At 36.4% G+C, this 15,315-nt stretch carries 15 protein-coding genes; 6 read left to right on the top strand and 9 right to left on the bottom strand.

Going from position 1 to position 15,315, the window contains the following annotated elements; translation table 11 throughout:
• Nucleotides 1-8: 8 nt before the first annotated feature.
• The 6 genes from thiQ to mutH all read right to left on the bottom strand — a co-directional run bounded on the left by thiQ (nucleotide 9) and on the right by mutH (nucleotide 6,056).
• Complete coding sequence (thiQ, locus tag QS62_RS03955) at nucleotides 9-671, bottom strand: thiamine ABC transporter ATP-binding protein (RefSeq protein WP_066106262.1); 663 nt, start codon at nucleotides 669-671, stop codon at nucleotides 9-11.
• Complete coding sequence (gene thiP, locus QS62_RS03950) at nucleotides 664-2,259, bottom strand: thiamine/thiamine pyrophosphate ABC transporter permease (protein WP_066106258.1); 1,596 nt, start codon at nucleotides 2,257-2,259, stop codon at nucleotides 664-666. The genes thiQ and thiP overlap by 8 nt, the downstream gene beginning before the upstream one ends.
• A complete protein-coding gene (gene thiB, locus QS62_RS03945; protein WP_066106255.1) occupies nucleotides 2,259-3,251 on the bottom strand; it encodes a thiamine ABC transporter substrate binding subunit in 993 nt (330 codons plus the stop codon). The genes thiP and thiB overlap by 1 nt, the downstream gene beginning before the upstream one ends.
• A 208-nt stretch (nucleotides 3,252-3,459) precedes the next feature.
• A complete protein-coding gene (locus tag QS62_RS03940) occupies nucleotides 3,460-4,416 on the bottom strand; it encodes an AEC family transporter (RefSeq protein WP_066106252.1) in 957 nt (318 codons plus the stop codon).
• Nucleotides 4,417-4,596: 180 nt separating this feature from the next.
• Nucleotides 4,597-5,313, bottom strand: a complete 717-nt coding sequence (locus QS62_RS03935) for a TerC family protein (protein ID WP_066106249.1) — start codon at nucleotides 5,311-5,313, stop codon at nucleotides 4,597-4,599.
• Between the two features lie 56 nt (nucleotides 5,314-5,369).
• On the bottom strand, nucleotides 5,370-6,056 hold the full coding sequence (gene mutH, locus QS62_RS03930) for a DNA mismatch repair endonuclease MutH (protein ID WP_066106246.1): 687 nt from the start codon (nucleotides 6,054-6,056) through the stop codon (nucleotides 5,370-5,372).
• 561 nt (nucleotides 6,057-6,617) lie between these two features.
• On the opposite strand from mutH, the gene pflA reads away from it, so the two are divergent.
• The 6 genes from pflA (at nucleotide 6,618) to QS62_RS03900 (ending at nucleotide 12,527) form a co-directional block, all read left to right on the top strand.
• On the top strand, nucleotides 6,618-7,358 hold the full coding sequence (pflA, locus tag QS62_RS03925; RefSeq protein ID WP_066106243.1) for a pyruvate formate lyase 1-activating protein: 741 nt from the start codon (nucleotides 6,618-6,620) through the stop codon (nucleotides 7,356-7,358).
• A gap of 25 nt (nucleotides 7,359-7,383) precedes the next feature.
• Nucleotides 7,384-8,400, top strand: a complete 1,017-nt coding sequence (galE, locus tag QS62_RS03920) for a UDP-glucose 4-epimerase GalE (RefSeq protein WP_065238766.1) — start codon at nucleotides 7,384-7,386, stop codon at nucleotides 8,398-8,400.
• Between the two features lie 18 nt (nucleotides 8,401-8,418).
• Complete coding sequence (locus tag QS62_RS03915; RefSeq protein WP_066106240.1) at nucleotides 8,419-9,687, top strand: AmpG family muropeptide MFS transporter; 1,269 nt, start codon at nucleotides 8,419-8,421, stop codon at nucleotides 9,685-9,687.
• A gap of 73 nt (nucleotides 9,688-9,760) precedes the next feature.
• Nucleotides 9,761-10,405, top strand: a complete 645-nt coding sequence (gene adk, locus QS62_RS03910) for an adenylate kinase (RefSeq protein ID WP_066106237.1) — start codon at nucleotides 9,761-9,763, stop codon at nucleotides 10,403-10,405.
• Between the two features lie 77 nt (nucleotides 10,406-10,482).
• On the top strand, nucleotides 10,483-11,451 hold the full coding sequence (locus tag QS62_RS03905) for a glycosyltransferase family 8 protein (protein ID WP_066106234.1): 969 nt from the start codon (nucleotides 10,483-10,485) through the stop codon (nucleotides 11,449-11,451).
• Entirely contained in the window at nucleotides 11,451-12,527 is a 1,077-nt protein-coding gene (locus tag QS62_RS03900) for a glycosyltransferase family 9 protein (RefSeq protein ID WP_066106231.1), read from the top strand. The genes QS62_RS03905 and QS62_RS03900 overlap by 1 nt, the downstream gene beginning before the upstream one ends.
• 1 nt (nucleotide 12,528) lies before the next feature.
• On the opposite strand, the gene bioC is transcribed toward QS62_RS03900, so the two are convergent.
• Genes bioC through bioF form a run of 3 tightly spaced genes read right to left on the bottom strand, consistent with a single transcriptional unit; the run spans nucleotide 12,529 to nucleotide 15,103 of the window.
• On the bottom strand, nucleotides 12,529-13,284 hold the full coding sequence (gene bioC / locus QS62_RS03895) for a malonyl-ACP O-methyltransferase BioC (protein WP_066106228.1): 756 nt from the start codon (nucleotides 13,282-13,284) through the stop codon (nucleotides 12,529-12,531).
• Entirely contained in the window at nucleotides 13,275-13,922 is a 648-nt protein-coding gene (locus tag QS62_RS03890; RefSeq protein WP_066106225.1) for a DUF452 family protein, read from the bottom strand. Before QS62_RS03890 ends, bioC begins: the two co-directional genes overlap by 10 nt.
• Complete coding sequence (gene bioF, locus QS62_RS03885; protein ID WP_066106222.1) at nucleotides 13,919-15,103, bottom strand: 8-amino-7-oxononanoate synthase; 1,185 nt, start codon at nucleotides 15,101-15,103, stop codon at nucleotides 13,919-13,921. The genes QS62_RS03890 and bioF overlap by 4 nt, the downstream gene beginning before the upstream one ends.
• Nucleotides 15,104-15,315: the final 212 nt, after the last annotated feature.

Raw genomic sequence — 15,315 nt, 5'->3', positions numbered from 1 at the left:
GCCATATTCTAGCGACTGTTTTCCCGATCTACCAAATAATTTTCAGAGATCCTACCATTATCAATACGAATAACTCGATCCATAATGCCAATAACTTCACTTAATTGATGAGTCACCAGTAATAAGCACAACTTTTTCTCCGTACAAATCTGATTCACTAACACCAACATCTCTTGCCGCAACTCGGGATCAAGTGCAGAAAACGGTTCATCTAACAATAAAATCGGACAATTACGCAATAATGTTCTCGCTAAGGCAACACGCTGTTTCTGCCCGCCAGATAAAGTTTCTGGTAAACGCTTTAAATACTCTTGCAAACCAACCTGCTCTGCCACTTGTTCAATAGCTTTCTGTTCTTGTTGATTAAGCGATAAACTTGGTTTTAAACCTAATGCAATATTCTCTGCTACGGTAAGATGGTTGAATAGATTATTATCCTGAAATAGCATCGAAATCGGGCGTTGATGCGGCTCTGTTGTCGTATGATTTACACCATCTAGCCAAATTTCCCCTTGTGCAACCTGCTCAAAACCGGCAATTAAATTAAGCAATGTCGATTTCCCTGCGCCACTAGCGCCAATTACCGCCGTTTTTTCACTTGCTGCTAACTCTAGGTCAAACTCCATTGGCATTGGTGGATAAGCATATTTCACTTGTTTGAGATTAATCATTGCCTTTGCTCTGTTCCGTAAATAAGAAAATTAAGAAATAAAAAACCAATAAAATCATTGCTGTTACTGCTGCGCCATCATGCTGGTAATGCCCTAATTGTCGGTACAATAATAGTGGCAAAGAAGTAAAACTATCATTACCAAATAAAGCGATTGCAGTAAAATCACCTAATGAAATAGCCGCTGCTAAAGCAAAGGCTGAACGCAATGGCTTTAATAATGTTGCCTTTTCAACAACTCGCCAACGTTGCCAACCACGAATATTGAGTGATAAACATAAACGCTGATAATTGAGCACATTGTTATAAAACGCCGGTGTTAAAAGTTGTAAAGCAAATGGCATTGCTACTAATGCATTACATAAAGCCACTAACAAAAATAGTGTCACAATATCCGCATCAATTTGTCCTAATAATAAAAACAATCCGGTAGCTAAAACTAATGTCGGAATCGCCAAAATAATAGTGCCAATATTTAATAACAGCTGGCTACTCGCCTGCTTTCCTCGCCAATAAAGTTGTCTTGTTGTTAGCAATAATGCCACTGTCAATAGTAAACATAATATTGCTGCCGTTGGCGCTAATAATAGTGAGAATAGTATCGCCTGCCATAATTCTGGTTGTAATAGTTGTTGCCAGAATTGGCGGGCAGTTAATCCAGCAATCAACGTTTCCACTAATGGCGTAATAATAAACAATCCTGCCAAGATCAAAATCAAACAATGCCAGTAACGTTGTTGCTTCGATAACGGTAAACGCCAATTTTGCTGTGATATATTGCCCAACTGTTGATAACGTGCAAAACGGCTATTAATCGTAAACAACACAAAACAGAAGAGGAACTGTAAAATTGCTAATAATGCTGCGGTTTCTAATTCAAAATCAAAAGTTATCGCTTGGTAAATCGCCACTTCTAATGTGGTATATTTTGGTCCGCCACCTAAAGTTAATACAATGGTAAAGCTGGTAAAACAGAGCAAAAAAATCAGTCCAAATAGACTAAAACAAACCGGTTTAAGAAACGGTAACTCTACCCAACGAAAAAAACACCAACCGCGTAAATTGAGTTGAGCAGCAAGTTTAAATTGTGATGGTGATAACTGATTTAGCCGTTGATGTAACACTTTGGCACTAAGCGGAATATTAAAAAATAAATGAGCTAATAAAATCCCGCTTAAACCATAAATATCAGGAAGTTGCCAGCCAAATAAGCGTAAGAATTGATTTAGCCAGCCATTAAAGCCATATACTCCTAATAAGCCAAAGATCGCAACTAAGGCAGGCAAAACATAAGTTAATGAAAAGATTTTTAATAGCAATGCCTTACCCGAGAACTCTAAATAAAACAATGCTCTAGCTACTAATAAGCCAAATACAATTGAGAGTAAAGCTGAGAGCCCTGCTTGATAAAAACTAAATACAATTACTTGTTTTAAATAAGCATTTTGTAATAATTCTGCCCACTGTGAAAATTGGCTATATTGCAATAAATGCAACAAACTGCCGCCATAAATGACGGCAAGAATGATTAAGACAGTAACGCCTGAAAACCAATAAGAATAACGACTAATTTTGCGCATTATCGTCATTATTTAGCTAAAGCATTTTGCCAAACCGATAACCACGCTTTCGCTTGTTGATGGGTTACTTTTGTCGTATCTAACGTTTTCTCTGATAACACTTGCTGACGTAATTGATCATAATGAGGTTCAATAGCCGCAGCAGTTACCGCAAACATCACATTACTTTCGCTAATAATTTTTTGTGCTTCTGGACTAAGCAAAAATTGCAAAAATTGATCGGCTAATTTGCCTTGTTTACTCGCTTTTAATTTTGCAGCAACTTCAATCTGTAACACATTACCCTCGGCAAAAACAGTTGCTGCATACTGATCTTTTTGTTCATTGAGTAAATGATATAGCGGTGAAGTTCGATAACTTAACACCACATCACTTTCCCCTTTTAAGAAAGCGCCATAAGTATCTGTCCAACCCTTGCCCACTGTAACCGTATGTTTAGCCAATTTTTGCCACGCTGCTGCTACTTGGTCTTGCGGATAAACTTGATTCATCCACAATAATAAACCGCGTCCAACGGAGCTAGTACGAGGATCTTGATAAATAACCCGCAAATCTTCACGTTCCACTAACTCTTTTAAACTTTTCGGAGGGTTAGTTAATTTCGTTTTATCATAAATAAAAGCATAACTACCAAAATCATAAGGAATATAAGTTTGATCTTGCCATGATAGCGGCAGCTTTAATCCTGACAAATCGACTGAAGAAGTAGCAAATAATTTCGATTGCGTTGCCGCTTCTAATAAACTTTGATCAAAACCTAACGCTACATCAGCCTTACTTTTCTTCCCTTCTAAACGTAAACGATTGAACATCGTGATACTGTCATCAAAAGCGATAAATTTCAGATCACATTGACAATTTTTTTCAAATAGTTGTTCTAATTTTGGACCAGGACCCCAATCAGAGGCAAAAGAGTCATAGGTATAAACATTTAATGTTGGTGCGGCAAATGAAACGGTGCTAACAGTTAAAGCGCTAGCAACAATAATTTTTTTGAACATGGTAACTTCCTATTTCATAACATAACTGCAATGAACAGGATTTTGAATAGCAGTAACGTGCTTCTCAAATCCCTCCGCTGCGACTAATCAGTTCAGGTTCGACGGGTATTATCTCAGCCTTACTCTATCAATATTCTTAATAAAATAATGCACCCCGTTGAGAACGGCAGTTACTATACGAAATTGTGCTTAATTAAACAATCCTTTCTTACATCCAATTTAATTGTTTTAAGATGACAATACCAATGGCAGAGCTGATAATTGAACCAATAGTAGTGATACCAACAATATTGGCAGCAGTTTTCGCATTTCCGCCCATACTACGTACCATTGGATAACTCGCTGCTGCGGCTGGTGTTGCTGTCATCAAAAAAATCACGCCTAAACCTAAACCCGTTACGCCACATAAACGCGCAACTAATACTAATACAATAGGTGCAACAACCACACGCCCAATACTCGATTGAAATGCAATTTTTGATGAAGGATCCATACCTCTAAAATTTAAACTTGCTCCCGTACATAACAATGCTAATGGCAATGTCATTCGTGACAAGTAATCACCCGTACTAATTAACGATTTTGGAATAGTAAAACCTAACTTACTGATAACTAACGCTACCATAATCGATAAGATCAATGGATTTTTGATCAATTGTTTCAGAATGCTAGAAAAACTTGGTTTTCCATTATCAGATAAGGAACGACTTAATGTAATCACTGCTAATACGTTATAAAGTAATGTAATCAACGCAGTATAGACTGATGCAGCGGCAATACCGCTAGAACCATAAGCATTAGCACAAAGCGATAACCCAATAATTCCACTATTACCACGAAAGACGCCTTGCACAAAAGTACCACGCTCACGTTTATCTTGAATAAATTTTGCGGCAAAAATTTCACCTAACACAAAGATAAGTAAGCAGCCAGCATACCCTGCAACAATAATTTGTAGTTGAGCGCCATAATCAGTCGGATTTTCGATAATACTTAAGAATAACAACGCAGGCAAAGTGATATTGAACACTAATTTGGAGCCTTGTTGACAAAATTGATCATTAATCATTCCAACATGGCGCAGATAAATACCTAGAAATAACATCAAAATATTAGGCAGCGTAACACCAATCGAGAATGAGATAGAATCGAGAAACCCATCCATTGCGACATTCCTTGTTAATATATTGTAAAAATTAATATGCTAGAAAATTTTTATAGCAAAGAAAAGAGAAAGGAATAAACAATATAAAAAGCTGTATTTCTTAGCTCTAGGCAACCTATGTTACCACTATTGAAATACAGCTTAAATTTAAAAATATCTATCGGTCAGATAATAATTATCTTATTTCTTTAGATGTTGGCGCATTCTTAAATTGATCATCTCAACGCAAACCGAGAAGCCCATTGCAAAATAGATGTAGCCTTTTGGAATATGGAATGATAGACCTTCACCAATTAACGATACCCCAATCAAAATTAAGAAAGAGAGTGCCAAAATTTTTAACGTTGGATGTGCTTCGACAAAATCGCCAATTGGTTTTGCCGCAATCATCATTACTCCAACCGCTAAAATAATTGCAATGATCATAACTTCAACATGATTTGCCATTCCTACTGCCGTAATTACAGAGTCTAATGAGAACACAATATCCAACAAAGCAATTTGAATTAATACTGCTAAAAAACTCACTTTTTTTGGTGCTTTTTGTTCTTCTGTTGCACTCTCTTCCATACTATGGTGAATTTCTAAAGTACTTTTTACCAATAGGAATAAGCCTCCTAACAGTAAAATCAAATCACGTCCAGAAATAGCATAGCCGGCAACCTCAAATAATGGTTCAGTCAAACGCATAATCCATGCCAATGACAACAACAACAAAATACGTGTTCCCATCGCCAAACTTAGCCCTAAAATACGTCCTGACTGACGTTGATGAGCTGGTAAACGCCCAACTAAAATACTAATAAAAATAATATTATCGATCCCTAAAACGATCTCTAATGCAGTTAAGGTAAATAAGGCAATCCACGCTTCCGGACTGCTAATCCACTCCAACATAAATGCTCCTTTAATGACTCACTAAGCTAAAAAATAAAAGCGTCATACTATACCGACTAATCAGATGGAAAGGAATATTTCCCCAGCTGAAAATTTCGCAAAATTTGTGCGGTAAAGTTTTTGCGTAAATAAAAGCCTAATGGCAAAGTATCAATTGTTTCCCCCTTTTCCCCAACACCTTTTGTTAATACTTTACTGTTGGCACCTTTCGGACGTAATTGCAGTACCTCGCCAATCCGCGCAGTAATTTTTTTCACATCACCTAATACAATCAATTCCATCAACTCTTCCCAATCCTGCCGTAGCTGATTTTCTTCCTCAATTGATGGCTGCCACAAAATAGGTTGACCGACACGTCGTTCACGCAATGGAATGGTACGTTCGCCTTCTACAGGAATCCACAATACTTTTGATAATTTGTAACGTACATGAGAACATTCCCATACAATGCCATGATTATCTGTTAATGGTGCTAAACAAACGAAAGTCGTTTCTAGCGGTTCACCATAACGATTAATCGGGATAGTTTTTAACTCAATGCCCAATTTGGCAAAATCTTGTTCCGGCTTACTACCCGCTTGTGCACCTAATGCACATTCAATCAAAGTACCAACCCACCCTTTATCTCGTCGTAAATTTTCCGGCACAGGTTGCCCTAATTGTTGCGCAATATCAGCCAGCGTTCTCCCCGCTAATTGATATGCTCGCTCCATTAATTGTTGTTCCGTTATTGGTGGTTTCATCACCACTCCTTATTAAAAGCTCAAAAAATAACCAGCATTTTTTCAATTTTCTATTTTTTCAACAGAATTTTATAACAATATGATTTTACAAGATTTTTATTTTTATCAATGTCTAAAAAAACAACAGCAAATAAATTATACGTGAATTTACGCTTATTCAATCACAATTTTATCCACAATTTCTCTGAATAACTCACACCCTGAATAAATAAACAGTATTGATTTTTTTAAATTTAACAATTGATTAAAAACAAAAAGACATTTTATTAAATTTTTATCTGCTTTCATGATGTGGAGAGATATTTTTTAAACAATTAGCCAAAATCAGTGGAAAAAAATTTTTTTCTTAAAAATCAAAAACAAAAATGGCACTTTCATTTATCCACACAATTTAAACCACAAAATTCCACAAAGTTATCCACAATTGATATGACAGTTAAATTTTATTTTTTCACTGAAAACAATTCCTGTCGAGTTTTACAACAAATTCAGTTAAAATTAAAAAAATTTTGAAGGCTTACTTTTCTCTATAATTATAAGGACTATAAGGCAGTTAAATATATGTCAACAATTGGAAGAATTCATTCATTTGAGTCGTGCGGTACCGTTGATGGACCGGGAATTCGTTTTATTCTGTTTATGCAAGGCTGTTTAATGCGTTGCAAATATTGCCATAATCGTGACACATGGGATCTCCATGGCGGCAAAGATATTACCGTTGAAGAATTAATGAAAGAGGTGGTGACATATCGTCACTTTATGAACGCTTCTGGTGGCGGCGTAACTGCTTCCGGTGGTGAGGCGATTTTACAAGCAGAATTTGTACGTGATTGGTTCCGCGCCTGTAAAGAACAAGGCATTAACACCTGTTTAGATACCAATGGTTTTGTGCGTCATTATGACCATGTCATTGATGAATTATTAGATGTAACCGATCTAGTATTACTCGACTTAAAACAACTTGATGACACTATTCACCAAAACCTTATCGGCGTGCCTAATAAACGCACCCTTGAATTTGCCAAATATCTAGAAAAACGCAACCAAAAAACCTGGATTCGTTATGTGGTTGTGCCGGGTTATACCGATGATGAACATTCTGTACAACTGCTTGGCGAATTTATTAAGGATATGAAAAATATCGAAAAAGTTGAGTTACTTCCTTATCACCAACTTGGTAAGCATAAATGGGAAACACTCGGCTTAAAATATGAACTCGAAGATGTTAAGCCACCAACAAAAGAGTCATTAGAGAAAATTAAGGCTCAATTAGAAACATTTGGTTTAACAGTAAAATTCTAATTTACTTAGCTTAAAGGAGGCTAATATGGCTGTATTGGTTACAGGCGGCGCAGGATATATCGGTTCACATACAGTAGTGGAATTATTAAATGCCAATAAAGAAGTTATTGTATTAGATAACCTTTGCAATTCATCAGCAAAATCACTCGATCGTGTCAAACAAATCACTGGAAAATCCGTAACTTTCTATCAAGGTGATGTACTTGATCGTGCATTACTAAAACGTATTTTTGCTGAGCATAAAATCGAATCAGTAATTCATTTTGCTGGTTTAAAAGCGGTTGGCGAAAGTGTAGCGAAACCAATCGAATATTATCGTAACAATGTTGAAGGCTCACTTACTTTATTAGATGAAATGCGTCAAGCTGGCGTCTTTAACTTTGTATTTAGTTCTTCAGCAACAGTTTATGGTGATCCGGAAATCATTCCAATTACCGAATCTTGCAAAGTTGGCGGTACTACCAACCCTTATGGCACCTCTAAATTTATGGTTGAACGTATCATTATGGACGTAGTGAAAGCAATCCCACAATTCAGTATGACGATCTTACGTTATTTCAACCCAGTTGGTGCACACGAAAGCGGTTTAATCGGCGAAGACCCAAACGGTATTCCAAACAACCTCTTGCCTTATATTAGCCAAGTGGCGATTGGTAAATTACAACAACTTTCTGTCTTTGGTAGTGACTACCCAACACACGATGGTACAGGCGTACGTGATTATATTCACGTAGTTGATTTAGCGATCGGTCATTTAAAAGCATTAGATCGTCACGAAAATGATGCTGGCTTACATATCTATAATTTAGGTACAGGCACAGGTTATTCTGTTTTAGATATGGTACATGCCTTTGAAAAAGTGAATAATATTAAAATTCCATATCGTTTAACTGATCGTCGCCCGGGCGATATTGCTACCTGCTATTCCGATCCATCACTTGCTCTAAAAGAGCTCGGTTGGAAAACAGAACGTGGCTTAGAACAAATGATGAAAGATACATGGAATTGGCAAAAAAATAACCCGAACGGTTATCGTGATTAATTAACTAAGGAACAACTAATGCCAGTAAATACCTCTCTGATGCAGCAAATCTTTAGTCGAAATATGCTTATTTGTGTATTTACTGGTTTTAGTTCTGGTTTACCGCTTTATATTTTAGTCAGCCTCATTCCTTATTGGCTAAGAACCGAACATATCGATCTTAAAACTATCGGACTCTTTACTTTAATCGGCTTACCTTATACATGGAAATTTCTCTGGTCGCCAGCATTAGACCGTTTTGTTTTACCCTTTCTTGGGCGACGACGGGGCTGGACGCTTGTCTTACAACTATTATTAGTGCTCTCTCTGGCTGGTTTTGCTTGGTTAGAACCACAACAAAACATTTCCACTATCGCTGCTCTTGCCACTATTGTTGCCTTTTTCTCTGCTTCACAAGATATTGTATTAGATGCTTATCGTCGTGAAATTTTAACAGATCAAGAACTGGGCTTAGGTAACTCTATTCATGTCAATGCCTACCGTTTGGCAGGATTAATTCCCGGATCACTTTCTATTTTCTTAACCGCTTATTACAGCTGGCAAACGGTTTTTATTATTACTGCTCTCTTTATGCTGCCTGGCATACTAGCCACTTTGCTTATTGCATGGGAACCACAAGTAACAGTGCAATCACGCAGTTTAAAAGACAATATCATCAATCCATTTGTGGAATTCTATCAACGTAAGGGTGCAAAAGGGATGCTAACGGTTTTAGCCTTTATGTGCCTGTATAAATTAGGCGATACGATGGCGACTGCATTGATGACACCTTTTTATGTGGATATGGGTTATAGCAGCACTGATATTGCACTAGTCGCTAAAAATGCAGGATTATGGCCAATGATTATCGCTAGTTTAGTCGGTGGCGTAATTATGCTGAAAATAGGCATTAATCGGGCGTTATGGCTATTTGGTTTGGTGCAAATTGTGACTATTTTGGGCTTCGCTTGGCTAGCCAGTTTTGGCAAATTTACGCAAGTAGGCACTTTTGAATTAATTGCATTAGCAGTCGTGGTGAGTGGTGAATATATCGGCGTCGGTTTAGGCACATCCGCCTTTGTAGCTTTTATGGCTCGTGAAACCAATCCGCTCTATACCGCTACCCAACTCGCTTTATTTACCAGCTTAGCAGCACTACCTCGTACATTACTCGGTTCTAGTGCTGGTTGGTTAATTGAACAATTAGGTTATTATCATTTCTATTGGCTCTGTTTCTTCTTAGCCGTACCTGGAATGATTTGCCTATTTTGGGTTGCTCCTTACAAAGATTCAGCAACAAAACAATAAATTTAAGTTTGGGCTTGAGTTTACTAACACATATAGGTAAGGTACTTATATTTTTGACACAATGAGGTATTTTATGAAAATTATTCTTTTAGGCGCACCAGGTGCAGGAAAAGGTACGCAAGCACAATTTATTATGAACAAATACGGTATCCCACAAATTTCTACTGGGGATATGTTGCGTGCTGCGATCAAAGCAGGTACTGAATTAGGCAAAAAAGCGAAAGTATTAATGGACGCTGGGCAATTAGTACCAGATGATTTAATTATTGCCTTAGTAAAAGATCGTGTTGCTCAAGACGATTGTGCAAAAGGTTTCTTATTAGACGGTTTCCCTCGCACTATTCCACAAGCCGACGCATTAAAAGCAGCAGGGATTGCGATTGACTTCGTTTTAGAGTTTGATGTACCTGATGAAGTGATCGTAGAACGTATGAGCGGTCGTCGTGTACACCCAGCTTCAGGACGCAGCTACCACATCGTTTACAACCCACCAAAAGTTGAAGGTAAAGATGATGTTACGGGTGAAGATTTAATTATTCGTGCTGATGATAAACCTGAAACTGTATTAGATCGTTTAAAAGTTTACCACTCTACTACTAAACCATTAATAGATTACTACAGTAAAGAAGCAGCAGCAGGAAAAACACAATATTTCCGCCTAGATGGTACTTTACCAGTAGAACAAGTCAGCCAAAAACTTGCAGAGATTTTGGGTTAGTTTTCACATACTAGTAATAATCCTCCCCTGGAGGATTATTATTTTTTTATTGTCTAACATATTTAACTTAAAGAGTTATGAACAATCCTGAAATAATTAATATTTGTTACGCATGTGATGAAAATTATGCACGCTATATGGCTATTTCTATGATGTCCATTGAGCGATATACCACTACCCCAATCCATTTTTATGTATTACATTCAGATATTACCCTAAATTCCCAAAAAATAATTAAAGAAGCTTTATCTTCAGAAATAACTTTTATTCAGGTAAACATTGAAGAATTTTCTGGTTTTTCTCTTACAATTCCTTCCATTACAATCACAACTTATTTTAGATTAAATATTGCACAATATTTATCTTCTGTAGAAAAAGTAATTTATATTGATGTAGATACAATTATTACAAATGATATCACTGCTCTTTGGAATACCCCATTACATAATAAATCAATCGCTGCAGTTTATGATCATTTATTAGAATTAGTTCAGGGGGGGGGGAATAACACATATAAAAATAAGATAGGCGTTAAAGATCCTCATATTTATTTTAATGCTGGAGTACTACTAATTAATCTCAAAAAGTTTTCGCAAAAATCCTCCCCGATAAGAATTAAGAACTACCTAAGTAATTTTGGAACTGCACTGGAATTTCAAGATCAAGATATATTAAATTTTCTTTTTGAAAATGACGTTTATTATTTAAATCCAAGATTTAATTTTATGTATTCATTAACTGATACATTAAAGAAAATTGATGTAAAAAAATTTAATATAGATAGTTCTATTGCCATATTAAAAATGCCAAAATTTATTGTCCATTTTGCCGGAGGTACAAAAGCCTGGCATTTAGAGTCTCTTAAAAAAGAGACTTTTTTATATGACTATTTATATCGTCATTCTCCGTGGAAACACATCCCCCTAAAATCAAGAAAAAAACGCTCAGCGATTGGATTATTGTGGTATAAAATACGTCGTTATCTACCAAGCTATATCTATCATCTTTATTACCATTTCAACTTTGATAAAGCTAAGGAAAAATAATGAATTTAGTAAAATCGATCATTAAAAAACTATTTATTCTGCCTTTCGCATATAAACAAAAGGCAAAAAATTTCGATTTTTATCAGGTAAATTCCATTTTAATTCGCCCAACTGGTTATGCTTTAGGTGACTCTGTTGTTAATAACGCTTATATAACACAGTTAAGAACGATCTATCCAAATGCTCGTCTTGGTATGATTGTTACCAAAAATAGTCGCACAATCTATGCATTAAATCCTGAAATTAATGAATTAGTAGAGAAGAAATTCTTATCTTTTATCAAGCAAAGAAAACGTTGGGATATTTTATTAGATATGCCTGACGCCTTTAATACCTCAACTGTTATCCTAGATAAGATCTTATCCCCTAAATTTACGATTATTTTTGATAAGAAATATAAACCCGTTTTAAATACGCAAGAAATTCACAATTTTGATATTCAAACTACTGAATTAGAAAATTGCCACACTATCGACTTTATTAGTCATTCAATTTTTAAAAATTATTTCTCTATCCCTGAAGGAAAATGTGAATTATCTTTGCCAATAAAGCAGACTTCACAGGTGGCATCTTTATGGGCGAAAGATAAAATAAGAATATTAATTGCCCCACAAGGCAGTAAACGTATTGTTCCTGCAAATGAAATTGCCAATCTACTAAAAAATCTTGATAAAACTTTGATTAATCATCTCGATATTTTGGTCAACGTTTCTGCAGATTGTGCTGACGAATATATGAAAATATTAACTGCGGCAGAGATTCAACCGCTTTCAATTAAATTAATGCCAAGTATGCCTCTTAACCAATACTTGGAACTTATACAATCAAGTGATTTAGTGATTGCAGTTGATAGTGGTTCGGTTCATCTTGCCTGTGCGTTGAATAAACCATTGCTCTGCTTTTATGCAAACTTCCCGAAAAATATCGCAAGATGGTTTGCAAAACCTAATAACAATGTTCCATTTATCGCAAATATTCCTGCAACACCTGGCACAAGTGCTAATGACACTTTTGGCTTTGAGCTTACTGAATCTATTATATGGCTAAATCAACAATTACATTCGTTGATAAAATAAGTCATTTAACAGCCACCACATACAACGGACAGTAAGTCAAACTTACCTGTCCGTTTTTATTACTAAAACGATCTTGGTACTCTGCAACAAAGCGTTGTAATTTCTGTTTTGTCCAGAACTGTTTTTGTGTAGCAGTAACGCCGGTATTACGTAAATGTTGCAAAACCGCTAGAGGTGAAGGAAAACTCAGTTGAATGGTTTCAACCGACAGATGTTGAATCGTAAAAGAAGACTTTAACCACTGTTGCCATTGTTCAACTTGCGGATACACTAAACCAATCCCCGTTAGTTCTCTAATCTCAGATAAATTGTCTGGAGCAAAACTATTGAATAATAAAGTTCCATATGCTTTAAGTTGGGTGGCACAACGTTGTAAGAATTGCGGTTTGTCTTCTAACCATTGCACTGTCGAAGCCGAAGCAATCAAGTCAAACTTTTCGCTTAAAGGTAACTGTTCAATATCTCCCTCAATAAATTGCCAGTGTGCTTGTTTTCTTAACAAATCTGTAATCGATTCACTTTGATAGAGATCGTTTAAATAAAAGCGTTCCACCGTTGCATAATCCAGTAAACGAGCGGTGAAATCGCCTGTACCACAACCAATTTCCAATATCTGCTGAAAATGCCGACGCTCAGTTTTCGCTAATAGTTGGATTAAGTGCTGGTTAATTTGTTGTTGAGCAAGTGCATTTTGCGGATAACTAGCTTGTGCAGCCGCAAAGCGATTTTTTATTTGGTTTTTATTGATTAACGCCATAAATCTTGCCAATTTTGTAAATATGGGAATAGATAATGCCCTGCTGCAATCATTTGAATCTGACAACGAGTTTGCCAATAGGCTTGCTGATTTTCTACGGGAAAAATTCTGTCTTGCGATCCAATCCACGCAATATCCCAATGAAACTCTTTTTTCGGTGGTATTTCACAAATACATTGCGATAAATAGGATAATTCCTGATAAATATTATCAAACTCACGATAATCAGCTAATGACTGATATTCCGCTAATAACGTCCTACTTTGACACATACGACGCTCGAATTTATGGCGATTAGATTGATCGAGTCCAGTCAATGTGCCATCAAAAATGGCTTCAGGAATACCAAATTGATCGTGACGTGGATAACTTGTACCATTAATTGCTATAGCTTTTGTGAGTTGCACATTTTGCATTACTTGTTCCGCCACCCAAACCCCCATTGACCAAGCTACTAGATAAATATTTTGGTAAGGCGAAAAATCAAACTCTAATGCAAGATCTTGGTAATCATAGCAAATCAATACATCATATTTATTAACATTATCCAAATGTTGCACCACGCTTGGCGGCGTTCCCCAACCCGCAAAATAAACGATTAAATCTGTACATCCTTGTTTGTTATATTGTAATTTCATTCCAGATTCTCCATTCTCTGTTGCTGTACTACTCGCAATACCTCAATTAATTGGGTCAATTCTTCATCAATGATTGCTGCGGTTAAGGAAAAACGAATCCTTGCCGTTCCTTTTGGTACTGTTGGCGGACGAATTGGTAACGCATATAAACCGTTCTGTTGTAATTGAGTGGCAATTATTACTGTTTGCTGATTATCGCCAATAATATAAGGCACGACATTGGTGCTGCTCGGCATTGGTTGCCCTAACTCTTGCTGAATAAAATAGCGTAACCTTTGGCTTAATTGAGCTAAATGTTCACGTTGCGATTGTAATTGTGGTAACTGCTGCCATAAAAAATTTGTCCAAGCAACATTGAAAGGCGGTAACGCAGTGGAAAAAATCAGCGGTCGCATCGTATTAATCAGATAGTCTTTAATCACTTGATCGCAAACAACATACGCTCCCATTGAAGCTAGGGCTTTACCAAAAGTCCCAACTAAAAAATCAATTTCAGCAATACAATTTTGTTGTTCAGCAATTCCTAAGCCATTTTTACCAAATACTCCAACAGCGTGAGCTTCATCAACATAGAGCAATACATTTTGATATTGCCGTTTTAGTTGGATTAGTGTGGCTAAATCAGCAATATCACCATCCATACTAAATACACTTTCGGTCACAATAATGATGCGTTCATATCGTGACGCCTGTTTCGCTAGAATATCGGCAAGATGTTGATAATCGTTATGGCGATAACGTAACCATTTACACTCTGCTAAACGAATACCATCAATTAAGCTAGCGTGAACCAATTTATCCGCCACAATCAGCGTATTGCGATCTGCCACCGCTGGCAAAATCCCAATATTAGCGTGATAACCGCTATTGAATAGCAAACAGGCTTCACGCTGAAAGTCATTAGCAATGCGTTGTTCCAATTCTGCATAAATTGGAAAATTGCCTGTCAGCAACCGAGAAGATGAGCTGGTTAAAGGTATTTCGCTATCTTTGATCTGTGATAAAAACGCTGCCAATAATTGGTTATCCGCCGCTAAGCCTAAATAGTCATTAGAAGAAAGATTAAGCAATCTTTGTTCATTCTGTTCTATCCATTTTCCTGAATGGCTAATCTCTGGGAACGCTCGTTTTTGTCCTATCTCGGAAAGTTGTTGTAGTTTTGTTTTAAATGATGAGTACATAAGATTTTATTTAATTGTAGAAGATCAGATTTAATCTGAAAAATCACTCAAAAATGAGAATTTCATGTTTAAAATATAAGTGCAAAATTCAATCTCAATAAAAAAGAAACGTTTGTGCTTTATTCTACACTTTATTACCGAATAATTAGAAGCTATTAGTTGTCTTATCACTCATAGTCCTATACCAGATAAATGATATTGTGATCACCAAT

The sequence above is a fragment of the Gallibacterium salpingitidis genome, from assembly GCF_001678495.1.
Lineage (GTDB): Bacteria > Pseudomonadota > Gammaproteobacteria > Enterobacterales > Pasteurellaceae > Gallibacterium > Gallibacterium salpingitidis.
Note: the sequence above shows the minus strand (reverse complement) of the source record. Positions and strands in the feature narration are given on the sequence as shown.